Annotated in this window: 27 protein-coding genes; 15 read left to right on the top strand and 12 right to left on the bottom strand. The window is 43.3% G+C overall.

Annotated elements, in window-relative coordinates; all coding sequences use genetic code 11:
- Positions 1–56 precede the first annotated feature (56 nt).
- From AB4507_RS17880 to AB4507_RS17890, 3 genes are all read left to right on the top strand, one after another.
- A complete protein-coding gene (locus tag AB4507_RS17880; protein WP_017062465.1) occupies positions 57–1427 on the top strand; it encodes an NCS2 family permease in 1371 nt (456 codons plus the stop codon).
- A 221-nt stretch (positions 1428–1648) separates the two neighbouring features.
- The gene (locus tag AB4507_RS17885; protein ID WP_017062464.1) at positions 1649–2074 is read left to right on the top strand and encodes a phosphate-starvation-inducible protein PsiE; all 426 of its coding nucleotides are present in this window, start codon (positions 1649–1651) and stop codon (positions 2072–2074) included.
- Between the two features lie 310 nt (positions 2075–2384).
- Positions 2385–2597: a cold-shock protein gene (locus tag AB4507_RS17890; RefSeq protein ID WP_017071067.1), complete on the top strand. Its 213-nt coding sequence runs from the start codon at positions 2385–2387 to the stop codon at positions 2595–2597.
- Positions 2598–3001: 404 nt separating this feature from the next.
- On the opposite strand, the gene AB4507_RS17895 is transcribed toward AB4507_RS17890, so the two are convergent.
- Positions 3002–3868 carry a YicC/YloC family endoribonuclease gene (locus AB4507_RS17895; RefSeq protein ID WP_017063084.1) on the bottom strand — a complete coding sequence of 289 codons (867 nt, stop codon included), beginning with the start codon at positions 3866–3868 and terminating at the stop codon, positions 3002–3004.
- 248 nt (positions 3869–4116) lie between these two features.
- Between AB4507_RS17895 and rph the strand changes: the two genes are divergently transcribed.
- The gene (rph, locus tag AB4507_RS17900) at positions 4117–4833 is read left to right on the top strand and encodes a ribonuclease PH (protein WP_009847983.1); all 717 of its coding nucleotides are present in this window, start codon (positions 4117–4119) and stop codon (positions 4831–4833) included.
- Between the two features lie 107 nt (positions 4834–4940).
- Positions 4941–5582 (top strand): orotate phosphoribosyltransferase, encoded by a 642-nt coding sequence (pyrE, locus tag AB4507_RS17905; protein WP_017059267.1) that lies wholly within the window; start codon positions 4941–4943, stop codon positions 5580–5582.
- A gap of 138 nt (positions 5583–5720) precedes the next feature.
- On the opposite strand, the gene lpxL is transcribed toward pyrE, so the two are convergent.
- From lpxL to coaBC, 3 genes are all read right to left on the bottom strand, one after another.
- Positions 5721–6701: an LpxL/LpxP family Kdo(2)-lipid IV(A) lauroyl/palmitoleoyl acyltransferase gene (lpxL, locus tag AB4507_RS17910; RefSeq protein WP_372183038.1), complete on the bottom strand. Its 981-nt coding sequence runs from the start codon at positions 6699–6701 to the stop codon at positions 5721–5723.
- A 39-nt stretch (positions 6702–6740) separates the two neighbouring features.
- Complete coding sequence (gene slmA / locus AB4507_RS17915) at positions 6741–7331, bottom strand: nucleoid occlusion factor SlmA (RefSeq protein WP_004741428.1); 591 nt, start codon at positions 7329–7331, stop codon at positions 6741–6743.
- Between the two features lie 139 nt (positions 7332–7470).
- Complete coding sequence (gene coaBC, locus AB4507_RS17920; RefSeq protein ID WP_372183039.1) at positions 7471–8712, bottom strand: bifunctional phosphopantothenoylcysteine decarboxylase/phosphopantothenate--cysteine ligase CoaBC; 1242 nt, start codon at positions 8710–8712, stop codon at positions 7471–7473.
- A gap of 223 nt (positions 8713–8935) precedes the next feature.
- Here coaBC and radC point away from each other — a divergent pair, with 223 nt between their 5' ends.
- The 6 genes from radC (at position 8936) to AB4507_RS17950 (ending at position 12956) form a co-directional block, all read left to right on the top strand.
- Positions 8936–9610: a DNA repair protein RadC gene (gene radC / locus AB4507_RS17925; RefSeq protein ID WP_372183051.1), complete on the top strand. Its 675-nt coding sequence runs from the start codon at positions 8936–8938 to the stop codon at positions 9608–9610.
- A gap of 291 nt (positions 9611–9901) precedes the next feature.
- On the top strand, positions 9902–10138 hold the full coding sequence (rpmB, locus tag AB4507_RS17930; protein ID WP_004728407.1) for a 50S ribosomal protein L28: 237 nt from the start codon (positions 9902–9904) through the stop codon (positions 10136–10138).
- Positions 10139–10151: 13 nt separating this feature from the next.
- Positions 10152–10319, top strand: a complete 168-nt coding sequence (rpmG, locus tag AB4507_RS17935) for a 50S ribosomal protein L33 (RefSeq protein ID WP_002535344.1) — start codon at positions 10152–10154, stop codon at positions 10317–10319.
- Positions 10320–10523: 204 nt separating this feature from the next.
- Positions 10524–11048: a hypothetical protein gene (locus AB4507_RS17940; RefSeq protein WP_032546317.1), complete on the top strand. Its 525-nt coding sequence runs from the start codon at positions 10524–10526 to the stop codon at positions 11046–11048.
- Positions 11049–11050: 2 nt separating this feature from the next.
- Positions 11051–11860, top strand: coding sequence for a bifunctional DNA-formamidopyrimidine glycosylase/DNA-(apurinic or apyrimidinic site) lyase (gene mutM / locus AB4507_RS17945; protein WP_372183040.1), 810 nt, complete (start codon positions 11051–11053; stop codon positions 11858–11860).
- Between the two features lie 91 nt (positions 11861–11951).
- On the top strand, positions 11952–12956 hold the full coding sequence (locus AB4507_RS17950; RefSeq protein ID WP_372183041.1) for an NAD-dependent epimerase: 1005 nt from the start codon (positions 11952–11954) through the stop codon (positions 12954–12956).
- A gap of 131 nt (positions 12957–13087) precedes the next feature.
- Here AB4507_RS17950 and AB4507_RS17955 read toward each other — a convergent pair whose 3' ends face one another.
- From AB4507_RS17955 to AB4507_RS17965, 3 genes are all read right to left on the bottom strand, one after another.
- Positions 13088–13840 carry a glycosyltransferase family 25 protein gene (locus AB4507_RS17955; protein WP_016792613.1) on the bottom strand — a complete coding sequence of 251 codons (753 nt, stop codon included), beginning with the start codon at positions 13838–13840 and terminating at the stop codon, positions 13088–13090.
- Positions 13841–14082: 242 nt separating this feature from the next.
- Positions 14083–14565: a pantetheine-phosphate adenylyltransferase gene (gene coaD, locus AB4507_RS17960; protein ID WP_010433787.1), complete on the bottom strand. Its 483-nt coding sequence runs from the start codon at positions 14563–14565 to the stop codon at positions 14083–14085.
- Position 14566: 1 nt separating this feature from the next.
- Complete coding sequence (locus tag AB4507_RS17965; protein ID WP_017063093.1) at positions 14567–15649, bottom strand: glycosyltransferase family 9 protein; 1083 nt, start codon at positions 15647–15649, stop codon at positions 14567–14569.
- Between the two features lie 96 nt (positions 15650–15745).
- On the opposite strand from AB4507_RS17965, the gene AB4507_RS17970 reads away from it, so the two are divergent.
- Positions 15746–16459, top strand: coding sequence for a 3-deoxy-D-manno-octulosonic acid kinase (locus AB4507_RS17970; RefSeq protein ID WP_108020216.1), 714 nt, complete (start codon positions 15746–15748; stop codon positions 16457–16459).
- 40 nt (positions 16460–16499) lie between these two features.
- Here AB4507_RS17970 and waaA read toward each other — a convergent pair whose 3' ends face one another.
- A complete protein-coding gene (gene waaA, locus AB4507_RS17975; protein ID WP_372183042.1) occupies positions 16500–17762 on the bottom strand; it encodes a lipid IV(A) 3-deoxy-D-manno-octulosonic acid transferase in 1263 nt (420 codons plus the stop codon).
- A 132-nt stretch (positions 17763–17894) separates the two neighbouring features.
- Here waaA and AB4507_RS17980 point away from each other — a divergent pair, with 132 nt between their 5' ends.
- Genes AB4507_RS17980 through AB4507_RS17990 form a run of 3 tightly spaced genes read left to right on the top strand, consistent with a single transcriptional unit; the run spans position 17895 to position 20639 of the window.
- A complete protein-coding gene (locus AB4507_RS17980; RefSeq protein WP_372183052.1) occupies positions 17895–18926 on the top strand; it encodes a UDP-N-acetylglucosamine 2-epimerase in 1032 nt (343 codons plus the stop codon).
- Positions 18927–18935: 9 nt separating this feature from the next.
- The gene (locus tag AB4507_RS17985) at positions 18936–19703 is read left to right on the top strand and encodes a glycosyltransferase family 2 protein (RefSeq protein WP_065100471.1); all 768 of its coding nucleotides are present in this window, start codon (positions 18936–18938) and stop codon (positions 19701–19703) included.
- Between the two features lie 3 nt (positions 19704–19706).
- Positions 19707–20639, top strand: coding sequence for a polysaccharide pyruvyl transferase family protein (locus AB4507_RS17990; RefSeq protein WP_372104084.1), 933 nt, complete (start codon positions 19707–19709; stop codon positions 20637–20639).
- 49 nt (positions 20640–20688) lie between these two features.
- Here the strand turns inward: AB4507_RS17990 and AB4507_RS17995 are convergent, their stop codons facing one another.
- Genes AB4507_RS17995 through lpxM form a run of 4 tightly spaced genes read right to left on the bottom strand, consistent with a single transcriptional unit; the run spans position 20689 to position 24684 of the window.
- The gene (locus AB4507_RS17995) at positions 20689–21768 is read right to left on the bottom strand and encodes a glycosyltransferase family 4 protein (protein WP_102413997.1); all 1080 of its coding nucleotides are present in this window, start codon (positions 21766–21768) and stop codon (positions 20689–20691) included.
- A gap of 4 nt (positions 21769–21772) precedes the next feature.
- Positions 21773–22519 (bottom strand): glycosyltransferase family 25 protein, encoded by a 747-nt coding sequence (locus tag AB4507_RS18000; RefSeq protein WP_229648005.1) that lies wholly within the window; start codon positions 22517–22519, stop codon positions 21773–21775.
- A complete protein-coding gene (locus tag AB4507_RS18005; RefSeq protein ID WP_372183043.1) occupies positions 22512–23711 on the bottom strand; it encodes an O-antigen ligase family protein in 1200 nt (399 codons plus the stop codon). The genes AB4507_RS18000 and AB4507_RS18005 overlap by 8 nt, the downstream gene beginning before the upstream one ends.
- 16 nt (positions 23712–23727) lie before the next feature.
- The gene (gene lpxM, locus AB4507_RS18010) at positions 23728–24684 is read right to left on the bottom strand and encodes a lauroyl-Kdo(2)-lipid IV(A) myristoyltransferase (RefSeq protein ID WP_372183044.1); all 957 of its coding nucleotides are present in this window, start codon (positions 24682–24684) and stop codon (positions 23728–23730) included.
- Positions 24685–24785: the final 101 nt, after the last annotated feature.

The following is a 24785-nucleotide window of genomic DNA, read 5'->3' on the forward strand; positions in this document are numbered from 1 at the left end:
TCTATTCTCACAGCATTTGAATCACCAAATTCTTAATTTATTGCAAAGGTTTTGTTGTGAGTACCGATTCCACCCTGAAAGCCCAGAACACCTCTGGCTCGCTTGATTCGATGTTTAAAATCACTGAAAGAAAAACCACGATTGGCACTGAGCTGTATGCGGGTTTCATTACTTTCTTGGCGATGAGTTACATTCTGGCGGTTAACCCAGCAATTTTGGGTGATATTCCAGGCATGGACAAAGGTGCCGTGTTTACTGCAACGGCTCTGTCTGCGGCAATCGCAACCCTAATTATGGGCATTTGGGGCAACTACCCTGTAATGCTAGCGCCGGGCATGAGTATGAACGGCTTTTTCAAAGGTCTGCTGTTAAGTGGATCTGTTGCCGTGCTTTGGAATGAAGCGCTGTTCGGTATCTTCCTATCTGGTATTTTGTACCTTGCGTTCTCATTGACCAATATTCGTAAATCGATGATTGAATCGATTCCTGAAGATTTGAAGTTGGCGATTACCGTGTCTCTCGGACTGTTCATTGCTTTCTTAGGTCTTAAGAATGCGGGCATCATCGTTTCTAACCCATTCGTATTGGTAGGCTTAGGCGACATTTCTGATCCAAAAGTGATCATCGCTTACGTGAGCATCTTCATCGCACTGGGTTGTATGGTTCGTGACATCAAGCTAGCAACGTTCATCTCATTCGTTTCTGCTATCGTGTTGACGATTCTTGCTGACGTCTTCATGGGCACTTCAAACGCACCAATCCCAGAGCAGTTCATTGCTATGCCACCAAGCATGGCTGGCAGCTTCGGCGCTATCTTCGATTTCTCTGCTTTCACGCCAGAGAAAATGTTCGACTTACTGTTCATCGTACTTATCTTCTTGATTGTCGATTTCTTTGATGGCTTGAGCACCATTGTCGGCGTTGGCCGTGATGCGGGTATCATCGATAAAGACGGCAAGGTGCCAAACGCGAAATCGGCTCTAGTAGCAGATGCGGGCGGTACTGTGATTGGTTCAATTCTTGGTACCACATCGATCACTGCTTTCTCTGAGTCTGGCATCGCTTCTTCTCAAGGTGCAAAAACGGGTTTGGCAGCAGTCATGGTGGCTGGTCTGTTCCTAATCTCGCTATTCCTATACCCAATCTTCTCTATCTTCTCGGCTGCAATGGTTGCACCGGCGATGGTAGTAGTCGGCATCTACATGGTAGGTCGTCTTGGTCAGATCAACTGGGAAAAGAAAGAGTCACGCATTGCAGCCTTCTTTACCATCATGTTCACAGTGCTAAGCTTCTCTCCAGCGAACGGTATGGCGATGGGCTTCATCAGCTACGCATTCACAATGGTTGTGGCAGGTAAGCGCAAAGAAGTACACCCGCTTATCTACGGACTGTGTGTGGTGTTCTTAACTTACCTGATTCTGCTTTAAGGCTAATTAGTCACTAAGAAGTCGCTAAGTAAAAGACAAACAGATGGCTCTGCAGTGAATGCGGGGCCATTTTTGTATTTGTTGCTTTTTACCGTTGCTTCTTAATGTTGGTTACCGATGAGTTGATGGCGTTAGCCTAAAGTCGGTGCTTTGACAGTACGCGACTTATATTGATGCATGCTATTGTAGAGACTGGATTAATTATTTTTTGAAGAGTGACTATGCCTTCTCACTTACCTAAATCTTTTAGTAAGCCGTTTTTAAAAGTATTCCACATTATGGAAGCGGTATTGCTGGTGGCGATCACGCTCGCGACCTTGTTTGCGATGGTCGAAGAGTTCATGCATGTCTTCGCTGAACGCCGAGTGCAATTGACCGACATTCTGCTGATGTTTATCTATTTAGAAGTGTTGGCGATGGTTCAGCAGTTTGTGATGAACGGTAAGATCCCAGTGCGATACCCAATCTATATCGCGATGATGGCGATTGCTCGTTACATCACTTTGGGCATGAAAGAACTCGATGCGGTATTGATCGTTTGGTTATCTTTAGCGGCATTTATCTTAGCAGCAGCAACTCTGTTGATTCGAGTCGGTCACCATTACTGGCCATATGTCGATCTCAGAACTAAGCAGCCGGACGAGTAAATTTTTTGAGATCAAAGTCTTACAAATCAAGCCCGGCGACCTAGCTGGGCTTGAATTCAAGCCAACCGAACAAAAAAACATCAAATTGTCCAAATAACGCTTTACAAGCAGGCTCAGATCACCAAGAATGGCGTCGCTCTGTTCTCAGGGTTATTAAATGAAACATCCAGTTGTAAAGTAGAACCCTTAGTATTGCTTCATTGTTATTCTCAGTGTTTCCCTTAGCTTCATAGATACATTAAATAATTCAAGCTTTCAGCGCATCGCACTTTTGGCGATTAATTTTTTATTTTTATATAAGGGACACATCATGTCTAACAAAGTAAACGGCGTAGTAAAATGGTTTAACGAAGAGAAAGGCTTCGGTTTCCTAACTCAAGACAACGGCGGCGCTGACGTATTCGTACACTTCCGTGCAATCGCTTCTGAAGGTTTCAAGACTCTTAAAGAAGGCCAACAAGTGTCTTTCGAAGTAGAGCAAGGCCAAAAAGGTCTTCAAGCTGCAAACGTTGTAGCTCTATAAGATTTTAAGTCGGCGCAGGTTGCAACAGCAACTTGCGTCACTTTCCCAGCTTAATCTTCACTTTCTATACCTCTTCTGCTTTAACTTCTTATCTCCTGTTTAGAAATTTTTATTTCCCTCTGAAATACCCTTAATACCTTTTTACTCTCGTTATCCCATTATTTCGTTATACCCACTACTTCGTTACCCCCTTATCGCAATCCACAATCTATACTTCGTTCTAAGTTACTTTTCCGGTTCAACTCTCTGATCTCCGATTTTTGCTCATTTACTTACGGTGATTGGCATTATTGTATCCACAAAAAAAGCCCCTAAAACTAGGAGCTTATCTTGATCTAATCAACACTGTTAGTTAATCAACACTGATTCAGTTAATGGCTATTCAGCGTGTTACTGACAAACTGTTATTCAATATTCTGAATTTGCTCACGCATCTGTTCGATAAGAACCTTAAGCTCTACGCCCGATGCTGTGATGTCTGTGCTGATAGACTTAGACGCTAGCGTGTTTGACTCACGGTTGAACTCTTGCATCATGAAGTCTAGCTTACGGCCACAAGCGCCACCTTTCTTCAGTACTGCATTTGCTTCTTTCACGTGAGAATCTAGACGGTCTAGCTCTTCTGCTACGTCTGACTTCTGCGCAAGTAGGATAAGCTCTTGCTCAACACGAGAACCTTCAAGTTCGATTTTCGCATCTTCAAATTTGGTAAGAAGACGCTCACGTTGCCACTCTAGGATCTCAGGCATGCGTGCACGAACTTTCACTACTTCTTCAGTGATTGCATCTAAGCGCTGTACGATTAGCGCCTTCATGTTCTCACCTTCACGAGCACGAGCATCAATGAACTCTGCGATAGCATCGTTGAATGCTTCAAGTAGGTCTTTGTTGATGGCATCCATGTCTTGCTCTGGCGTTTCCATCACACCAGGCCAGTTCATGACTTGGAATGGGTTCAAACGGCTCTCTTCGCCAGTCATCGTCATTACTTGGTTCGCCGCATTGATTACTTGCTGAGCCAAACCTTCGTTAATGCTTAGTTCGCCCTTTGCAGCAGGGTTTGCTTCAAAGCGTAGGTTACATTCAACCTTACCGCGCGCTAGACGCTTACGGAAACGCTCACGCAAGATTGGCTCTAAACCACGGAACTGTTCAGGCATACGGAAGTAAGTTTCTAGGTAGCGTTGGTTTACACTACGGATTTCCCATACTGCGCTGCCCCAATCGCCTTTTACTTCTTTGCGTGCGTACGCGGTCATACTATAAATCATCGAATTTTCCTGTCTTTTATCATTCTGAAAATAACGCGCACGCATAGTATCACGATATGGTGTGCTCTCGAAGCCTGTCGCTTTTCACTGTAAATAGCCTTTCGTGATAAATAGCTTTGAACGGTAAATAGATTTGCACGATAAACTGCTATATAATCTTGCCCCAATCAAAACTGTCTCACCCCTTTCTTAGGTGATGCACTCTTTCGATAGTAAATCACTTCAGACTGTTAATAAGGTAGATACCAATGCGTCCAAATGACCGCGCTGTAGATCAAATTCGTCCAATTAAAATTACTCGTAACTACACAGCTTATGCTGAAGGTTCTGTATTAGTTGAGTTCGGCAACACTAAAGTTCTATGTAATGCGACGGTAGAAGAAAACGTACCGCGTTGGTTAAAAGGCCAAGGAAAGGGTTGGGTAACGGCTGAATACGGCATGCTGCCACGTGCAACGCACACTCGTAACCGTCGTGAAGCGGCGAGCGGCAAGCAAGGTGGTCGTACGATGGAAATCCAACGTCTGATCGCTCGTAGCCTACGTGCTGTTGTTGACCTGAAAGTAATGGGTGAAATTATGATCACTGTCGATTGTGATGTTATCCAAGCAGACGGCGGTACTCGTACTGCTTCTATCTCAGGTGCAAGCGTTGCAATGGCTGATGCTATCAACAGCCTACTAGCAAGCGGCAAACTGAAAAAGAACCCAATGAAAGGCCACGTAGCGGCAGTTTCAGTGGGCATCGTTGGTGCACAAGCACTGTGTGACCTTGAGTACGTTGAAGACTCAGCAGCCGATACCGACATGAACGTTGTAATGACGGAAGACGGTAAAATGATTGAGATTCAAGGCACAGCAGAAGGCGAACCGTTCAGCCACGAAGAGCTGATGCAGCTTTTAGCCCTGGCTAATAAGGGCATTGCCGATATCGTCGAAGCGCAGAAAGCTGCGTTGGCCGACTAGTCATTTTTAATAGCTCCCAATTTGGGGGCTATTTTTTTGTCTGTAAAACCTGAAAGGGTGGTACAGGGCGTAAGTTAAGTTTTATTGAGTAAACATAGAGGATGAGCATGAAAGCATATCAACGTGAATTTATTGAATTTGCACTAGAGAAAGAAGTACTTAAGTTTGGTGAGTTTACTTTAAAGTCTGGCCGCAAGAGCCCTTACTTCTTCAATGCTGGATTGTTTAATACAGGTCGTGACCTAGCGCGCTTAGGTCGCTTCTACGCAGCAGCATTGGCTGATTCTGGCATTGAGTTTGATGTACTATTTGGTCCTGCATACAAAGGTATCCCAATTGCAACGACGACAGCGGTTGCACTAGCGGATCACCACGATGTAGACACGCCCTACTGCTTCAACCGCAAAGAAGCGAAAAACCACGGTGAAGGTGGCAACCTTGTCGGTAGCGCGCTTGAAGGTCGCATCATGTTAGTGGACGACGTGATCACTGCAGGTACTGCGATTCGTGAGTCGATGGAAATCATCCAAGCAAATGGCGCTGATTTAGCGGGCGTGCTTGTTGCTATCGACCGTCAAGAGAAGGGCAAAGGCGAACTGTCTGCGATTCAAGAAGTTGAGCGTGACTTCGGTTGTGCGATTATCTCAATCGTTAGCCTGACTGACTTGGTGACTTTCCTTGAAGAGAAAGGCACCGACGCAGCGCATCTAGAGTCAGTAAAAGCGTACCGCGCTCAATATGGTATCTAATGCCTGAAGTTTTGAACCTGATGGTTTAGATCCCTAGGTTTAGAATTTCAAAACGAGAAAGGCCCGAGAGATAAATATCTTTCGGGCCTTTTACTTTTCTATTGAGGTGAGCTGCTTTCTTATCTGAAGATAGGTGCTCTATTTGTAACGAATGCCGCGTTCAGCTTCTGGGTCTTCCATAGTCTTAAAGCGCTTGTGCAGCCACATCCACTGTTCTGGTGCTCTTAAGATAATCTTCTCAAGGTAGCGGTTCATGTAGGCGGCAGCCGCTTTCTCATCTTTCTGCGGGTAGTTTTCTTCGATTGACTCATCAGCCATGATTTCATATTTGCCGTTGGCATTTCTAAAACCAGACCCCGGAACAAGTGCACATCGGCTGGTGTAAGCCAGAATACTGGTGCCTGTTGTGGTACACGCATCTTCTACTGCGAAGAAAGGCACAAACACAGATTTGTTACGGCCGTAATCATGATCCGGTAGGTAGAAAAGGATCTCACCTTGACGCAGGATTCGAATCATACGCTTCACGTCTTTACGGTGAATCAGGCGGTTGCCGTTTTGAGTACGACCACGGTATTGAATGAATTCATAAGCCGGATTGTTGTGCGGGCGATAAACACCTAAACCTGAAATACCGAGAACAGCCATTGCTCGCGCAGTGATCTCTAGGTTCAAGGCATGCACACAACACAGCAGAACACCTTTGCCGTTGGCTTTATGTGTACGCAGCATTTGAGTGTCTTTATCTACTAGGATTCGCTTGAAACGCCACGTCGGCCAAAACCAGGTAATACCGGTTTCGATCAGTGCCATACCGGTGTTCTTAAAGTTCTCACTGACCATTGCCGCGACTTCATCTGCTGGCTTGTCTGGGAAGGCGAGCTCCAAGTTACGTGTTGCTACCGCGACGCGCTTTTTACCATAGCGAGCGCCTAAAGAGCCTAACGAACGGCCTAAAAGCAGTAAGAGACGGTAAGGAAGAACGTTAACAATAAGCGCCAATAACCCAAAACCGAACCATACTCCCCAATATTTAGGGTGGAGTAATGCCAGAGTAAAAGGTGGCTTAGTAATAACGTGTTGTGCCGTACTGTTTGTCGGAGAAGTTTTCGTCGTCATAACCATCACTTAAGATTTGATTGCTACTTAATTTGATTGCTACTTAATCTGAGCGCTTAGCAGAGCCCAATAAGCATCAAAGTTTTCTGTCGGTTGATATTTGAAGTCTGAGCGAACAAATCGATTCAAGCTGCCTTCAACCTGACCGAGCAGTTGAGCCGCTAAGATCTTCTCATCAACAGGGAACGATTTTCCTTCACGAAGCTTCCTTTCACGCAAGATCTGGCGAAGTTGCGTCTCAATGCGTTCGAAAAGTTGGTTGATGCGATCACGCAGTCGTTCATTTTCAAACATTAGAGCATGACCAGACAAAATTCGAGTCAGGCCAGGGTTACGTTCTGAGAAAACTAAGATAAGTTGTAGCACTAGGCGTATGCGCTCTAGCGTGTCTTTCTCTTCATCCAGAATACGGTTGATTCGAGACATCAACGCTTCTTCAATGAACTCGATTAGGCCTTCAAACATACGAGCTTTGCTAGGGAAGTGGCGGTATAACGCAGCCTCAGAAACACCCACTTGCTTGGCCAACTTTACCGTTGTGATACGAGAAGCACCTTCGGTCGATTCCAACATTTGTGCGAGAGCTTGTAGGATTTCTTCACGACGGTTTGATTTTCGAGTACCAGCCATCTATTTACTTCCTTTCCTAAAGATGAGGATTGAGTGAAGAAGGATTATAAACACCATTCAATTCTGTTTCCTAGTTTTGTGAGCCCTAGGTCAACAGAATCGAGAGGTGTCAGCAGATTGTCAGAGCAAATTTGTGCGTTTATGCATCAATAAGCTGTTGGATCTGATCGAGGATCTGGAAACCAAGTGTGTCTTTGCTTTCCAGTGGCAGAGATTTATCGCCGCCTTTCCAATAAAGGTGTAGTTCATTGCTACTGCTATTGAAGCCTTGACCTTCGACAGAGACGTCGTTGGCGCAGATCATATCGAGGTTTTTTCTTTCCAGTTTACCGCGTGCGTACTTCTCAACATCTTGAGTTTCTGCTGCAAAGCCGACAGTAAATGGGCGTCCTTCCGTCATCGAAGCGACAGAAGCGACGATGTCTGGGTTCTTAACCATTTGAATGGTCATGTCGTCTTTACCGTCGACCTTTTTAAGCTTTTGGTCTGCAATGGTCTCAGGGCGGTAATCGGCAACTGCGGCGCAGCTGATGAAAATATCGTGTTGAGAAGCGTTAGCAGTAACGGCATCAAACATCTGTTGTGCGCTGTCGACATCAATACGATTAACTTTATTTGGCGTTGCTAATGAAACAGGGCCGCTGATTAGAGTCACTGTTGCGCCTTGTTTCGCGGCTGCTTCAGCCAGTGCATAGCCCATCTTGCCCGAGCTGTGGTTGGTAATGTAACGCACCGGGTCAATCGCTTCACGAGTCGGGCCTGCAGTAATAAGCACAGAACGGCCAGCAAGTGGCTTAGGTTGGAAGAAGTCTTCACAGCGATGCACGAGCTGCATTGGCTCTAACATACGACCCATACCGACATCACCACACGCTTGCTCGCCAGCCGCTGGCCCCCAAACTTCACAACCACGACGTTTTAGTGTCGCAATGTTCTCTTGAGTCGCAGGGTGGCTGTACATTTGTTGGTTCATTGCCGGAGATACCGCAACTGGCGCATCGGTTGCTAAAACCAAAGTGGTCAGTAGGTCGTTACCCATGCCCGCTGTCATACGAGCAATCAGATCAGCGGTTGCTGGCGCTAGTAATACCAAATCAGCCCATTTTGCGAGCTCAATGTGCCCCATGGAAGCCTCAGCAGCAGGATCAAGCAAACTATCAGACACTGGCCTTCCAGAGACGGCTTGCATGGTGAGAGGAGTAATGAACTCCTTGGCTGCATTCGTCATCACGACTTGTACTTGTGCTCCACGTTCAATTAAGCGTCGAGTCAGTTCGGCACATTTATACGCAGCGATACCACCACTAATGCCAATTAGGATTTTTTTCCCAGCCAGGCCTTGTAGGTCAGCGTTATCCAGTTGATTAACCAATGTTTGCATGATTCTGTTCCTTAATTTCTCTGCGACTTACGATATCAGAACAAAGGATAAGTGCCTAGAAGCAGAACTCGAACAGAGTTGACGCTCATCAAGTTGGTGTTATCAAACTTATCAATTACACGATTTTGTTAGTGTCTCGTTTCCTTTGATCTCTATCGAAGGATCTCTGATTACGATCTCATTAAGGTGATGGGTTGTGTTCATGACCAATGATTGTCTTTATATGCCAATAGATAAAATACCTGCCGAATCGATGCCGAGAGAAAAGTTATTGAGTCGAGGGCCAGATTCTCTAAGTGATGCGGAGTTGTTAGCGATATTTCTTCGAACGGGCACACAAGGAATGAATGTTTTAGAGCTTTCTGACAAGTTGATCAAAGATTTTGGTTCGTTGCGCCAACTTTTTTCTGCAACCGAGACTGAGTTTTGTGCCCATAAAGGGATGGGGCAGGCCAAGTATGTTCAATTACAGGCTGTATTAGAGATGACGCAGCGTTATCTAGCAGAGACTTTATCTCGTGGAGATGCGCTTACGAGCCCTAGCCATACTAAGCTTTATCTTTCGAGCATGTTGCGTGATCGCCAGCGAGAAGCCTTCTATATATTGTTCCTCGATAACCAAAATAGGGTAATAAAGGACGAGGTGATGTTTGAAGGAACCATCGATGCCGCATCGGTTTACCCGCGGGAAGTGGTTAAACGGGCACTTCATCATAATGCGGCGGCATTAATCTTAGCTCATAACCATCCTTCAGGTGTTGCTGAGCCCAGCCAAGCGGATAGGCGGATTACACGCCGATTAACCGACGCATTAGCGCTGGTGGACATCCGAGTTCTCGACCATTTTGTCGTTGGAGATGGCGAAGTTGTCTCTTTTGCAGAGCGTGGATGGATTTGAATCACATTTTAGGTTGTTAGTTGCGTTAAATCTGCTATTATTCCGCCCACATTTTTAGACCTAAAATCAGCTCTGATTACTCAAGCAAGCTGCGCTGCACAAAAAAAGATCACGAAATCCGTAAAAAGGATCTGTTCGGGTCTTGAGCAATGCGTGTCAAGTTAGTATAATGCGCGACCTTTGATAGCCTTGTATGGATTTTCCATAACGGTTTTTACCTTCTATTTTAATTGATAGAGAGGTTCGGCCACCAAGGTTGATATCGAGCTGAAACGATTGGAGAAGACATTCATGTCCCGAGTATGCCAAGTAACTGGTAAGCGTCCAGTAACGGGTAACAACCGTTCACACGCACGCAATGCTACTAAGCGCCGTTTTCTGCCGAACCTACAAACTCATCGTTTCTGGGTAGAGAGCGAAAAACGTTTTGTTAAACTACGTCTAACTGCTAAAGGCATGCGTATCATTGATAAGAAAGGCATCGATGCTGTTCTTGTTGATATCCGTGCACGTGGCGAAAACGTTTAAGAGGAATTAAGCAATGGCTAAAGGCATTCGTGAGAAAATTCGTCTAGTATCTTCTGCAGGTACTGGTCACTTCTACACAACTGATAAGAACAAGCGTAACATGCCAGGCAAATTTGAGATCAAAAAGTTTGATCCAGTAGTTCGCCAACACGTTATGTACAAAGAAGCTAAAATCAAGTAATTGATGCTTTTTTTGCTCTTCTTCAGTAGAAGAAAGAATTGAAAAACCCAGTTTAATCGCTGGGTTTTTTTATATCTAAAATTTGAGTAACTCAATTGTTCTTGCTTGATATAGCGTCTGATCGATAGAAAACTGCACAACATAGAAAGTATTGCCACTTTCACGATATACTGAATGTTCAATAGGTTAGATGAGCAGAATCAGATGAGATATCGTGGACGCCGGTGGAACAACATACTCATGTTCAGTGTGATCGCTTTTATTGGCGTGTTAAACCTTCCAACATTGATCAAAGCGTACCTTATCGAGCCTGAACCGCAGGTTGATAGCCCTTATCCTTATCTCCTGAACCCAACAGCAAAGCTTCAAGCGTTACACTTTGCTAAGTGGTCTGTCATTCAACAAGATAATCAATGGGTTTACCAGTTCGAAGATACTGACTTTCCTCAAGCCACCAATGCACAAGAGCTGTCACAACGTTGGAAAGAGCTTGTGGGCACGGAAGTCGACTCACAGACCTACACAGACCTTACGCCTCGGTTAAATACACCACACACCATCGAAGTATGGTATCAAGACCAAGAAGAGCCCCAGCGTATTACCTATTATCAATTGCCTGAGTTCTGGTTGTTAAAAAACTGGAATGATCAGTGGTTGGCGGTGTCTATTGAAGAGAGCTACCTGTTTCCAAGCTTTAACGCTAACCACTCCTCTAAATCGGACGACTAACTATGCCTGAATTACCCGAAGTCGAAGTAAGCAGAATGGGGATCTCGCCTCATTTAGTCGGTGAGACCATTAAAACTCTTACTTTTCGCACGCCCAAGCTGCGTTGGGATATCCCACAAGAGTTAAAAGCATTAGAAGGGCAGATGATTCGCTCCATCTCGCGCCGTGCAAAGTACCTATTGATTGAAACGGATACTGGCACTGCCATTGTTCACCTTGGTATGTCTGGCTCACTACGCGTATTAGACGCTGACTTTCCAGCAGCCAAGCACGATCACGTGGATCTTAAGCTCACCAACGGCAAAGTACTGCGCTATAACGACCCTCGCCGCTTTGGTGCGTGGTTATGGTCTGCTCCTGACGAAACGCATCCTGTGCTACTGGGATCTGGCCCTGAGCCGCTCACTGACGACTTCAACGCCGACTACATCGCTGAGAAGGCAGAAAAACGTAAAGTCGCTGTTAAACAGTTCATTATGGACAACAAAGTGGTGGTTGGTGTCGGAAATATCTACGCCAACGAAGCGCTATTTGCTTCACGTATTAGCCCTTTGCGCCCGGCAAGCAAAGTGACAAAAGCAGAGTGGGCCTTGTTGACCAAAGAGATCAAACAAGTGCTCGCCACCGCCATTAAACAAGGCGGTACTACCTTAAAAGATTTCGCACAAGCAGATGGCAAGCCCGGGTACTTTGCCCAAGAGCTGCAAGTGTATGGGAAAGCGGGTGAAAAGTGCCCAAGCTGTGAAGCATTGATTCAAGAGCTAAAAATCGGACAGCGCAATACGTTTTATTGCGAAGAGTGCCAAGTATAGAAAATCTGAACTCGTGTTCACTTTTTATTGCTAGTCGATAGGCTAGCGAGTGGCTACAATTGTACTAATTATATGAATTGAGAATAGTAGAATGAAATATTTAGTAACTGGCGTTGCTGGTTTTATTGGCTCTACAGTGTCAGAGCGACTATGTGCGGCAGGGCATGAGGTTGTTGGTATCGATAACCTAAATGACTACTACGAAGTCTCTCTGAAACATGATCGCCTTAAGCGTATCGAGCATGAAAAGCTTACCTTTATCGAGCTGGATCTCGCTGATAGAGAAGGTATCGCTGAGCTTTTCGCACAGCAAAAGTTTGACCGTGTGATTCATTTAGCAGCGCAAGCTGGCGTTCGTTACTCAATTGATAACCCAATGGCGTATGCCGATAGCAACCTTGTCGGTCACTTAGCTATTCTTGAAGGTTGTCGCCATAATAAGGTTGAACACCTCGTTTATGCTTCATCGAGTTCCGTTTATGGCTTGAATCAAAAAATGCCATTCCATACAGCAGACAGTGTTGATCACCCGATTTCACTGTACGCCGCGACTAAGAAGTCGAATGAGTTGATGGCGCATACCTATTCTCATTTATACGACGTACCAACGACAGGTCTTCGCTTCTTTACGGTTTACGGCCCTTGGAGCCGCCCTGATATGGCGATGTTCAAGTTTGCGAACTTAATCGTGGCGGGTAAAGAGATCGACATTTACAACAATGGCGACATGATGCGCGACTTCACTTACATCGATGATATCGTTGAAGGTATTATTCGTGTTCAAGACCGTATTCCAGCTAAGCAACCAGATTGGACCGTTGAGCAAGGGTCACCAGCAACCAGTTCTGCTCCGTATCGCGTGTTTAACATCGGTCATGGCAGCCCGGTTAAATTAATGGACTACATCGAAGCATTAGAAGGTGCTCTAGGTGTTGAAGCGAAAAAGAACTTCATGCCAATGCAGCCTGGTGATGTGTACGCGACTTACGCTGATACGGAAGATTTGTTTGAAGCGGTTGGCTATAAACCTCAAGTGAAGATCCAAGAAGGCGCGAAAGCTTTTGCGGATTGGTATAAAGCTTACTACTCACTATAAGAGTTAGTTTCTCTTATAAAAATAGCGCTCAATGAGCGCTATTTTTATAGGTAATCGCATGATTGCTTTTTAGGTATAAGTATAAGCATAAAGAGAGGGGGCAATTTAATGTGAGTGTACTTTTCCTAGACCTAGAATTTTGGTCTGAACTCTTTATCTAGTACTGCAAGGTGATAAAGGTTTGTTGATAGATTAAGTGCCATACTCTTTATTTTGTTCACAATCTTCATAAAGGCGACAGAATAGTCTTTTCTACCTTTATGTTTACGACTACCGATAATTGACGGCCGTTTACTACGCTGTAATCCAGCAGAAGAAACACCAAACATGGGGTGCTTATGAATCCAAGTATTCCTTAAGAATACATCAACTGGATAATTAAAAGTTGAACTTTGTTCGATGAAAGCTTGTGCCGCTTTGGGAGATATAGCATAGCAGGCGGTTCCTTGAGGAACTTTCAAATACTTTACAAGATGCTGTGTATCGTACTTATCAACTGAATAATGTAGTCTATTCTTACTGTCTTGTAAGCGAATAAAACCACACTGCTCAATATGCTGCTCGGCGATAGTCAAAGTATTGCGAAATATATCGATATCAATATCGGCATGATCTTCGAAGACTAAAATGGGTTCATTTAACTCTATGCATTTTTGCCAAATAAGATAATGGCTTGCATAACACCCCACTTCCCCAATTGCATGCGGTCTACCCATATTGTGTAAAAAAGCTCTATCGTGAATTCTTGTTAGTAGAGGATGTTCATCGGTTCGTGCATCCACTCCGATAAAAAACTCAAAATCAACCTGAGCATCCTTAAGGGCGTTAGCTGTTGATTTTTGCCTACAATGGTTTGCTTTTAAGGTAATACAGTATGATTTCATAAAGCTATATTGATGTATTTATTCACAAGAAATTATGTTATCACTCGTTTGGCTTTTTGTAATGATTGTTCGCTTTGTTAGAGGTTATGGTTGTGACGAACCTCAAGAGTGTTCGGGGTTCGCATTATCTGATTCATAGGTTCTGCAGTGTCAGAGCTAATATGTAGGGGTCTAAATGAATTTATCTGTCTCAAAAAATAGCGCTCAATGAGCGCTATTTTTTTCGGTGTAGGTAAAGAGAATTACTTGGCAGTCTTCAGCTTTATCTCGGCTGCCACCTTTTGTGGTACAAACTGGCTAATATCCCCTCCGTGTATAGCGACTTCACGAACAATGGTTGAAGAGAGGAAAGCATACTCTTCTGAAGGGGTCAGAAATACGCTTTCAAGGCCAGGTAGGAGCTTACGATACATGCTAGTGAGACCAAACTCGTACTCAAAGTCCATGGTTGTTCTTAGACCACGTACTAATACGTTTGCTTGCTGCTGTTTAGCAAAGTCGACTAGTAACCCTGAGAATCCCTCTACAGATACGTTAGGTAAGTGAGACACCGCATCACGTAACAACTCTACACGTTCATCTAACTCAAACATGGTTTTTTTACTTGGGCTCGCTGCTACTCCAACAGTGATATGGTCAAACATGCTAGCGGCACGAACAATGATATCAAGGTGGCCATTGGTCACCGGATCAAAAGTTCCTGGATAAATAACGTGTGTGCTCATTTTAGCTGTCCTTGCTTAATGTAGTGTTCGAATTCGGTGCTTTACTAGAGTTTAAGGCCTTATCGAGTTGCTGCTTTACCATATCGAGTGTGATGTCTTTCATCAGGTCATCGCCTTTAGCACGGGTTCCCCATGGAAGGTCTGCGACTGGTTTACCTTGTTGTGCTTCTACGTGCTGTTGATAAACACTCACTACGATATCGAGATCGTTGTAAGGTCCTGTTCTACGAGGGTCGCTGTGTGCGTACAAGCCGATTACAGGCGTTGACTGCGTAGTTGCCAAGTGGGCTGGGCCAGTATCAGGTGCCAATACCACCGTTGCATGTTTCAGTACGGCAGTCAGTTGCTTCAAGTTCGTTTTGCCAATCAAGTTGGTTACTGGCGACTGGCATAATTTTTCGATGTCGCTACCAAGGTTAACTTCTCTTGGTGCCGGAGAACCACATAACACCACTTGCATGCCTTGTTCGACAGCATAATCAGCAATAGCTGCATATCGCTCAGTTAACCAATTGCGTGAATCTTTGCTTGCAGCTGGGGAGATAACCAAGGTCGGCTTGTCTGCCATGGTGCTAATTGCGAGTTGTTCATCTTCAGGTGTTAAAGGGATATCCCATTGAGGCTTATCGAAGGGGGCACCAATGTAGCGAGCAAATTCGGCAAAGTTATCCAACACATGAAACTTATCTGAAATAGGTAGATGGTGGTTGGTAAAGAGTGACTGCATTTCACGAGTACGGTTTTTGCCAAATCCCACTTTGCACTTCGCCTTTATTCCCCAAGATAGCACGCTGGCTCTGAGTGCGGCTTGCATATGCAGAAGTGCATCAAATTTACGATCAGATAGCTGACGCCATAATTCACGCATTCCTTTGAAGCCTTGTTTCTTATCGAAAACAATCACCTCAATACCGGGTAGATCGCCGATCAGCATGGCTTCTATTTTGCCCGTTATCCAAGTGATTTTCGTTTCAGGCCACTGCTTCTGGATGGCTTGAACCACAGAAATAGCATGACAAACATCGCCAATCGCGGAGAGGCGAAGTATGCAAAGAGATTGAGGTGCAGTTGAGAACAGTGACATAAAGTGCCCGAAAAAAGTGAATAACATCAGAATTATGCAGATACTCGCATTAGTTGTAAAATAGCAATGACGAAAAGCGACCCAAAGGCCTCATAGATGGAAACGATTAGCACCAAGAACCAAACAATTTGGTACGACCCTGAACTTTTGGCTCAGGTACCAGAGGGCGATATCGCTCAGATTTTTGAGGCTGAATATTGGCAGCAACAAGACGCCATTTCAGGCAGTGCTCAAGGGCGCGGTACCACATGGTTCATTCAGCTTGATGGAATACAGGCCGCATTGCGCCATTATCGCCGTGGCGGATTGTTTGGGAAGCTAGTCGAAGACCAATATCGTTTCTCTGATTGGGAGAGTACTCGCTGCGCTATGGAGCTTAATGTCCTAAAGATATTGGCAAACGCAGGTGTGAATGTACCGAAGCCCATTGCTGCTAGAGCCATTAAAAGCGGACTACTTTATCGAGCGGACTTGATGTCTGAACGAATTCCCAATGCCAGAGATCTAGTTGATGTATTGGTTACTAACCCGATTGATGCGGATATTTATCAAAAAATTGGCCAAGAGATACGCAAAATGCACGATACTGGGGTCAATCACACTGATCTCAATATCCATAATATCCTGCTTGATGATTCGCAAAAGGTGTGGATTATTGACTTTGATAAGTGTGGCCATCAAGCGGGTGATGACTGGAAAGAAGGCAACTTGGATCGCTTAAAGCGCTCGTTCTTAAAAGAAGTGAACAAGCGCCAGATTCAATGGCAAGAGCAGGATTGGGAACCGTTATTGCAAGGTTACCAAGGTTAGTTGCTGTTAGTTAAGAGTGGTGACTAGCTAAGAATGGTCATTAATTAAGAATGTATGCCAAGGTTTTATCCAACGCTCCTCGGTTCTGCTCAACCACTTGATAAGCCGCTAAGCCTTTAGTTTTGCGCAGCTCTGATTGTTTGAACAGTCGTTGGAGTTGGCCTGCGATATCTTGGCTATCTTGACATATAACCACGGCATTGGCTTCCAGTAGCTTGTCTGTGATCTCGCTGAAGTTAAAGTAGCTAGGACCATTCAATAAAGGTAGTTGTAGGGCTGCTGGTTCTAGAAGATTGTGGCCACCTACCTTATCGCCTACAAGGCTTCCTCCCATAAAACACACATCAGCACCACCGAGTAAGGTCAACATTTCTCCCATCGTATCAGCAATATACACTTCAACATCAGAGGCGATAGGTTGTTGACTTGTTCGAGTGATGGTGTTGAATTCTTGCTGTTTAGCCAGTTCCGTCACTTGGCTGAATCGTTCAGGGTGACGAGGTACAATCATCAATAACGCTCTTGGTTTGTCTTTTAGAAGTTGCTTATGAGCATCTAAAACAATTTCATCTTCACCTTGGTGGGTACTCGCAGCAATCCAGACATCACGATTAAAGCCGACTTGATCCCTCAAAGCTTTACCTTTTTCTACTTGTTCAGAAGAGACTTCAATATCAAACTTGATTGAGCCTGTCACATGCACCGATGCTTTATCTAACCCTAATCGTATAAAACGCTCAGCATCACTTGGGTATTGGCAGAGTACTTGAGAAAGGTTTTTCGCTAGAAGGTTAAAGACGGATTGGAATTTGGCGTAGCGTTGGCATGAACGTTCAGATAGGCGAGCGTTGAGTACTGAAATAGGAATCCCAGCTTTCGCGACGCAATGCAACGTGTTTGGCCAAAGTTCTGTTTCCATAATCAACATTTGCTTTGGTTTTACTGACTTAAGGAAGCCTCTTACACACCAAGAAAAGTCAATAGGCATGTAACGATGTTCGACCAAACTACCAAACTTGTCTATTTGCTCTGCACCTGTGCTGGTTGTCGTGGTAACGATGATGGCTTGATTTGGATCTCGCTGCTTTAGTTGTTTGATAATAGGTATCGCAGCAATAGATTCACCAACCGACACCGCATGAATCCAGATAGGGCTTTTACCTTGAATTTGCGGCGTAATGCCGAAATGTTCTTTCCAGCGCTTGCCGAAACTTGGTTTGCCGGGTTTGCTCTTATAAAGCCCATAGAGGAGTAGTGGAGAGGCCAATGACAATATAAGAGTGTATATAAGTCGTATAAGCATAAGAACAGTGACACCAGAAGGTAAAATCAATATTCAGAAGAGTATTTTCTTCAATCTCGAAAGTAAAGAGCGTTATAATTAAATGCTTAGTTGCGCTTTCAAACGGACATGGTGAATTTTATCTCATCGCTTATGCAAACCGATCAAACCTATCGTTTCTTGCTCTACGTCGAGCAAAATTATTCATTTGCTATTCTTCGCCCATTCTATGATTACGCGAAGCAACTCGGCCATGAGGTTAAGTGGTTGCTTGTTGGTGAAGACGCTTCTGAACATCTTTTACTGGATCAAGAGCAGAGCGTCTCTTTGACAGAAGCTATTGCTTTTAATCCTTCTGCCGTTCTAGTGCCCGGTGATCGTGTTCCAGCGTTTATTGCAGGGTTGAAGGTACAAGTATTTCATGGTTTGAACGAGAGCAAACGTGGGAACTTATACCCTGAACGTGGTCTATTTGATTTGTATTGCACCGAAGGCCATGAAAGAACGAGCTCATTGGAACCACTAGCTAAACAGCGCGGCTATTTTCAAGTAAAAGAGACCGGGTGGCTGAAGCTCGATAGCTTGTTTAATTACCAAGCCAGTGACAAGCATTTTGAAAGACCGCAAATTCTATTTGCTTCCACTTTTTCGCCAAGCTTATCCTGTGCCGAATTGGTTTATGAAGAGCTTAAGCGCTTAAGCAAACTGAGCCAGTGGCAATGGTTAGTCACACTGCACCCTAAAATGAAGCTAGAGACACGAGAGAAATACCAAGCGTTGGAAGGTGATAATCTTCTGTTCTTCGATAATGATCGAGTGATTGAGATGCAGCATCGTGCTGATGTGATGGTATGTGACAACTCATCGATATTTCAGGAATTCTTGTTGCTCAATAAGCCTGTTGTCACGGTAAATAATCGAGACCCTCAAGCAAGCTTTATTAACATTACTCAAGCCGAGCAATTAGAGTCAGCAATTAAGCAAGCAATGCTACCTGATGAAGAAAGAGATAACGCTATCGCTCATTACGGACCGTCAATAACACCATATTTAGATGGGCAATCCTCAGCGAGAGTTCTGAGTGCTATTACTGATGTGCTAGAAAGCGGCTGGCAAGATAACAAGCCAAAAAATTGGATTCGTAACTTTAAAATCCGTAAATCATTAAACTATTGGAAATTCTAGGGCTGAATAATGAGAAAACATACCCTGTCTGTCATTGTTATTACCAAGAATGAAGAAGACCGAATTGAAACTTGCCTTAAATCTGTTGTTGATATTGCCGATGAACTGATTGTTTTAGACAGTGGCTCAACAGATGCAACCGTTGAAATATGCCAAAAATATACAGATAACGTGACAATCACAGATTGGCCTGGCTTTGGTAAGCAAAAACAGCGAGCGCTAGATAAAGCGACATGTGATTGGGTGCTATCAATTGATGCTGACGAAGCTCTCGATAAAGAGATGAGCGACGCTCTTGTTGAACTATTAAAACAAGACCAAATCAAACACACTGCGTACAAACTGCCTTGGGGAGTGACTCTTTATGGCACGACTCTAAAACATGGCCGCAGTGCTCGTGCAGTATTAAGACTGTTTAAGAGAGAAGGCTCTCGATATACGTTAGACGAGGTTCACGAGACCGTCGTTCCTGAGCAAGGCTCTACAGGAGTACTGAAGGGGTTTCTTCTTCATTACACCCATCGCGATTATGGTCATGGTTTAGACAAAGCAGCGCAGTACGCTTGGCTTGGATCGCAAAAGTATCATCGCAAAGGTAAGAAATCACACGGCTTATTTTTAGCTTTATTACGTGCAATATGGACGTTCTTCCTTGTGTATATCATTCGCCGTGGCTTTATGGATGGCAGTGTCGGCTTCATTATGGCGATGACTTACGCTCAAGTGAATTTCAATAAATATGTTGGCTTATGGCTTATTGAAAAAGAAAGGAGCTAACCAGTGGCTTTTAAATTAGAGTACTGTCTGTCAGATACTTACAACGTAGGGGATGATCTTAACCCTTGGCTGTGGCCACAACTTTTTGGTGACTTGATTGTAGAAGATAGCTCTCGTTATTTTTTAGGCATAGGGACGATTTTGACGGAGAAGCGATTAGATAAAACTCTTTCAGGTGCGGACGAAATCATTATTTTCTCATCAGGTTCATGGGAGTGGAATGTCCCCAAGCTATCTGATAAGTGTACCGTTTATGGTGTAAGAGGTCCTAGGACGGCAAAAAAATTAGGGTTAAAGCCAGAGTTAGTAGTTGGAGATGGCGCTTATCTTCTTCGTGAAGTTGATTTCCCTAAAGCAGAAAGACAAGAAGGGAAGATTGGATTTATTCCACACCATCGTAGTGAAGATTTTATCGATTGGGATAAAGTTTGCCAGAAGATAGGTTTAACATATATTACAGCAAAACAACCAGTCGAGGACTTTTTGTTGGCACTTCAACAGTGTGAATCCGTTGTGACTGAGGCTATGCACGGTGCTATTATTGCGGACGTACTTCGCATCCCTTGGAAAGGAGTTCGTTTCTCTCCTGCATTTGACGATGAAAAGTGGTATGACTTTGCTGAATCTATGGATGTAGAGCTAATATTACACGACTTACCTTTTATGAGTGTTAATAAGATGCCCATTGGTAAATTGTTAGAAAATACGTTTAAGAGAAATGTAGCTAAATTATTTAAATCTTCATCGAGAAAGTGGCTGTCACTCGTGACTGTGTACAAACTGGCCTCTAATGACGATATGAAAAATTTACAATTGAAGCTTAAAGTTTTAGCCAATGACAAGAGCAATTACCAATTGAGCTCTTTGGCACAACTCAATGCGATAGTCGAGACTCAAAAAGCAGTGGTAAACAGAATTATTCAAGACCACAAGTAGGTCGTTTGGGCAAGTTGGTTATCCACTTACTTGCCCTTTGATTGCTAAGCTATTTGTTCGTTAATTTCTCAAAAAAGCGAATGTGTTGTTTAACTGTTTCTGATGACGAAAAGTAGCGTTGGAGTCTGATCTTTGCTTTATGTCCCATTTCTGAACATCGTTCTTTACTCTTTGCCATGTTGTTTATAGATTCACCTAAAGACTGAGCATTTTTTACAGGAACAATGTGGCCAGTTTCGTTTTCTTCGATCAGCTCTGGGGAGCCGCCCGTTGTTGTCACTATTGACGGTGTCCCATTTGCCATAGCTTCAACAATCGTTCTTGGGAGCCCCTCTCCACTGATTGATGGTTGAATTTGAAAATCAGCCATAGCCATAATGGATGGAACATCTTTTCTGTGACCAATGAAGTGTATTCTCTCTGACATAGGGCTATCTTTCGCCATATCAAAATAAGGCTCGTAACCACTGCCAATTAAAAGAAGATGAAAGTTTGGGTTATCAACAAAGTGTGTAGCTCTGATTAGAACATCAATTCCCTTGCTGGGCCTAACATGAGCAGCACACACAGCAATGACATTATTGGAGTCTAAGCCAAACTCTTCTGGCTTATTTTCCTGAACAGTATACCAGTCTAGTTCGTGACCTTTGTAGATGGTAACTACATTATCTTTATTGCACCAAACTCTCTTTTTAACGTCATTGGCGACAGCTTTTGATACGCATACAACACCACTGACTTTTGGGTGCAGGTGAGTGAGGTAGGCTGAAGGATCATGGCGATACAGGCCACCTGTAGTCCCGCGATATGTGATTAATTTTGTTTTCTTACCAATACAAGCAAACGCAGCGTTTGGTATCGTCTTAGAATTAAATGCATAAAAAATGTCATAGGCTTTGCTGTTCAGTTCAGCCCTATAAGCTTTGATAGTCTTTAAACAAATCTTTTTATTTGGGTAGGCATCAACAACTCTTACGCCATTTTCTTGAAACCGTTGAGCGTATTCTGCATCGCCTTGGGTAAGAACTGTGACCTCATGACCTTGCTTTACCATTTCTATAAACATTTCGGCTTCAGGACGTACACTATTTCGAGCATGATAGTAGGAACTAGCAATAAGAATTTTCATTGGATTACCGCTTCGAGTATTTGAATTTTATGTTATGTAGGTGACGCTGGATAGTTTCGTTTAAATTGAACCATTCACGCTTACATTTCTTGAATAAACTTCTGGTGCTTGTGCGTTTTTCATAACCGATATCGGAATCAAACTTAGGGTCGTTCGTTAAGCAGGGTACTGCAGTGCCGTAGCACTCGACTTCGTTTTGCCAGAATCGGTCCATATAAATATCTACAGCCATATACCACTCTTTTGAGTGTTCAAGGAATTTTCTAGCTCCTGAAGGCCTTAAGAAATAGGCCGTGGCACTCATATGCCCTTTAGTGAACTTGTGAATACTAGTAGATTTTGCTTCGAGCACTTCGTAAGAATCATATTTACGGCGCTTGTTTTTGAATAATCTTATGCACTCTACAGTTTCGGGGATGTCACTAATATCTTGTATGAAGTTAAGGAATGCCTCTTTAAATATAAGAGCATCATCTTCAATTATGACTATTGGTTGATTGAGTTCAACACACTTCTGCCACAATAAGTAATGGCTTGCATAACACCCTAACTGACCAGCGCTTAGTGTTTTTGCTCGGTATGTTTGGCTTAAATCATTATTGTAAAGGTTTAGTAGTGGGTGAGGGGGGAATGTTCTTCCATCCACAGCAGAAAATAGCTCAAAAGGAAGAGATAGTTCATCTAGTTGGCGACTAATGTTTTCTTTTCTATCTGTGGAAGATTCTAAATTTATGACAAATATTTTAGTCATTGGTAACTCTCTTACATCTTGAGCAAATAGGAATTAGAAATAATAAATATAACATTAAAGGTTGAGGGTGATTAAAAGGTACATCAGTTAAACCTGCGATGAAAAATAAGCTAACCAAACCAATTATTATATATGCATCGGATGGTGGTGATTTCCTCACCATCATTAGTGGATAAAGCAGAAGTCCAATTACTAGCATCGTTCCTATAACCCCAGACTTAACCATTTTATCTAAAAACTGATTGTGGAAGTGGGCTGAAGCATAGTGATATAGCGATCTAGATATTTCACCATGTTCTAACTTACCTTTTAATATATCCCGTTGTTCTTGTCCGTGCCCTAGTATTGGTTTTTGTTTTATTAATTCCGGAACTAACATCCACATTTGTAACCTAAGCCCAACGGATGTACTATAATCGCCTGATTGAATCTTTTTGACTTCATAGATGGTTTGGTTATATCTCTCATTTATTTTATCTTTAAATAAGAAGGCGCCAGTAGAAGTTAGAATGGCTGTGAGTATAAGTGTAAATAGTATATATTTTCTCGAAGGAGGATTTTTAATACATTTAACTGCGATTATAATAAAGATACTTAAAGTAAACGCCAACCAAATCCCTCTAGTTTCACTTAGGATTATAGGAGGTAACGACAGCAGAAAAGCGACCAAAGGAAGGGTTTTACCCTTTAAAGGAGAATTACCTAGCAATAAAGAAAACGCGATTATGGATATCAATGCGCATGCAGTTGAGTAAGGTATCGGATTTATATAACCAGCATTACGCCCTGTACTGATATAAACATTGAAATAGACGCTATTGACAAATATTGCCAAACTACCGATCAAAACTACCCATTGAATTACTTTTTGAGTAAGTATATGGTATGGAAAAGCTATAAGGAAAAGAGTAAGTCCAATCAGTGCTCTTAGCTCTCTAGAACTGGATCCGTGATAATAATAGCTAAAGATAGTATATATACATGAAATGCCAATTAACCACACAAACTGGCTCTGTATGTTATTTAATATAGTTTCTTTTTTAAATACTAATATACTGACGATGATACTAATCAAAAATAGTGGGATCATTTTCTTATCACCACTATCTAAAACTAACATGCCTGTAACAGCAAAAAAGTAAGGTAATAGTAAGATTGCTGTATAAATCTGCTTTCTGTTAATAATATTCATACTGTTTAATGTAATGCTAACCACTATAAGGATTTATATTACTTTCAGGACGAGTCTTAAGCAGTCTTAAGATCCACATATATTGCTCAGGCTTTTTGCTTACGTAGTCTTCAATACATTGATTCATCATACGCGCGTCCTCCTCTTCGCCTCCTGTTGGGAATGGTAGAGCAGGGTAGAAGTCCAAGGTGTATTGGCCTGTACTGCTATCGTATTGAGCAAACAAGGGCACAATTTTAGCTTTACTCAGTTTTGATAGGCGACCAAGGCCTGAGATAGTTGCTTTTTGAGTCGCGAAAAAGTCAACGAAGACACTGTGCTCACGGCCAAGATCTTCATCAGGGAGGTAGTAACCCAGGTACCCATCACGTACCGACTTGATGAAAGGTTTGATACCACCGCTGCGATCATAAACACGACCGCCGTATTGCACGCGCTGTCGGTGCATTAGCCAGTCACTGAGTTTGTTTTTTTGTGCTTTCGCCATCGCAGATACAGGTAAATTGCGTGAAGCTAATAATACCGCTGGGATATCGATAGCCCATGTGTGTGGCACCAGCAAGATCACATTCTCGCCACTGTCTATAATATCGGTTAGGTTGCTTAGGCCGTTTATCGAAGTATTATTCTCTAACCAAGTTTTACTCTTGAGTGTCAGTGAAGCAAATCCCATCAAAAATGAGATGGAAGTAACGTATGACTGATAGAGAGTTTCTTCGCGCTCTTCGATAGATTGCTCAGGGAAACACATCTCAAGATTCACTCGAGCCCGGCGGTTAGCCTTATTCTTAATTTTTACAGCTTGCTTAGCCATAAACTTAGCTAATGCTAAACGAATGCTATTAGGTAAGAAGCAGACTAAAGACGATAACAAAACAGCAATCCAAGTTCCCCAGTATTTAGGTGCTAGAAAACCCCATTCAAACTCAGGATTGTAAGCTTTTGGATCAAAATCATTGCGTTGTGTGGTCATTCATTCACTACATTATTTAAATCAGAGAGTTAACTTAATATCGGTCACTCTGGGAATGATTATATTCGTTAGACATTCCCAATAATACACGCTAAAAGTAG

Source organism: Vibrio sp. 10N.222.54.A3 (genome assembly GCF_041474095.1).
Lineage (GTDB): Bacteria > Pseudomonadota > Gammaproteobacteria > Enterobacterales > Vibrionaceae > Vibrio > Vibrio crassostreae_C.

What these genes read in the sequence shown, in the direction of transcription:
- AB4507_RS17950 (WP_372183041.1), top strand. Translation starts at nt 11,952, where the DNA reads ATGAAATATTTAGTAACTGGCGTTGCTGGTTTTATTGGCTCTACAGTG.
- coaBC (WP_372183039.1), bottom strand. Translation starts at nt 8,712, where the DNA reads ATGCAAACATTGGTTAATCAACTGGATAACGCTGACCTACAAGGCCTG.
- lpxM (WP_372183044.1), bottom strand. Translation starts at nt 24,684, where the DNA reads ATGACCACACAACGCAATGATTTTGATCCAAAAGCTTACAATCCTGAG.
- AB4507_RS17885 (WP_017062464.1), top strand. Translation starts at nt 1,649, where the DNA reads ATGCCTTCTCACTTACCTAAATCTTTTAGTAAGCCGTTTTTAAAAGTA.
- rpmG (WP_002535344.1), top strand. Translation starts at nt 10,152, where the DNA reads ATGGCTAAAGGCATTCGTGAGAAAATTCGTCTAGTATCTTCTGCAGGT.
- AB4507_RS17995 (WP_102413997.1), bottom strand. Translation starts at nt 21,768, where the DNA reads ATGAAAATTCTTATTGCTAGTTCCTACTATCATGCTCGAAATAGTGTA.
- lpxL (WP_372183038.1), bottom strand. Translation starts at nt 6,701, where the DNA reads ATGACGACGAAAACTTCTCCGACAAACAGTACGGCACAACACGTTATT.
- AB4507_RS17890 (WP_017071067.1), top strand. Translation starts at nt 2,385, where the DNA reads ATGTCTAACAAAGTAAACGGCGTAGTAAAATGGTTTAACGAAGAGAAA.
- AB4507_RS17940 (WP_032546317.1), top strand. Translation starts at nt 10,524, where the DNA reads ATGAGATATCGTGGACGCCGGTGGAACAACATACTCATGTTCAGTGTG.
- AB4507_RS17980 (WP_372183052.1), top strand. Translation starts at nt 17,895, where the DNA reads ATGCAAACCGATCAAACCTATCGTTTCTTGCTCTACGTCGAGCAAAAT.
- radC (WP_372183051.1), top strand. Translation starts at nt 8,936, where the DNA reads ATGCCAATAGATAAAATACCTGCCGAATCGATGCCGAGAGAAAAGTTA.
- pyrE (WP_017059267.1), top strand. Translation starts at nt 4,941, where the DNA reads ATGAAAGCATATCAACGTGAATTTATTGAATTTGCACTAGAGAAAGAA.
- slmA (WP_004741428.1), bottom strand. Translation starts at nt 7,331, where the DNA reads ATGGCTGGTACTCGAAAATCAAACCGTCGTGAAGAAATCCTACAAGCT.
- AB4507_RS17965 (WP_017063093.1), bottom strand. Translation starts at nt 15,649, where the DNA reads ATGTCACTGTTCTCAACTGCACCTCAATCTCTTTGCATACTTCGCCTC.
- waaA (WP_372183042.1), bottom strand. Translation starts at nt 17,762, where the DNA reads ATGCTTATACGACTTATATACACTCTTATATTGTCATTGGCCTCTCCA.
- mutM (WP_372183040.1), top strand. Translation starts at nt 11,051, where the DNA reads ATGCCTGAATTACCCGAAGTCGAAGTAAGCAGAATGGGGATCTCGCCT.
- AB4507_RS17895 (WP_017063084.1), bottom strand. Translation starts at nt 3,868, where the DNA reads ATGATTTATAGTATGACCGCGTACGCACGCAAAGAAGTAAAAGGCGAT.
- rpmB (WP_004728407.1), top strand. Translation starts at nt 9,902, where the DNA reads ATGTCCCGAGTATGCCAAGTAACTGGTAAGCGTCCAGTAACGGGTAAC.
- AB4507_RS17985 (WP_065100471.1), top strand. Translation starts at nt 18,936, where the DNA reads ATGAGAAAACATACCCTGTCTGTCATTGTTATTACCAAGAATGAAGAA.
- AB4507_RS17955 (WP_016792613.1), bottom strand. Translation starts at nt 13,840, where the DNA reads ATGAAATCATACTGTATTACCTTAAAAGCAAACCATTGTAGGCAAAAA.
- AB4507_RS18000 (WP_229648005.1), bottom strand. Translation starts at nt 22,519, where the DNA reads ATGACTAAAATATTTGTCATAAATTTAGAATCTTCCACAGATAGAAAA.
- coaD (WP_010433787.1), bottom strand. Translation starts at nt 14,565, where the DNA reads ATGAGCACACACGTTATTTATCCAGGAACTTTTGATCCGGTGACCAAT.
- rph (WP_009847983.1), top strand. Translation starts at nt 4,117, where the DNA reads ATGCGTCCAAATGACCGCGCTGTAGATCAAATTCGTCCAATTAAAATT.
- AB4507_RS17970 (WP_108020216.1), top strand. Translation starts at nt 15,746, where the DNA reads ATGGAAACGATTAGCACCAAGAACCAAACAATTTGGTACGACCCTGAA.
- AB4507_RS18005 (WP_372183043.1), bottom strand. Translation starts at nt 23,711, where the DNA reads ATGAATATTATTAACAGAAAGCAGATTTATACAGCAATCTTACTATTA.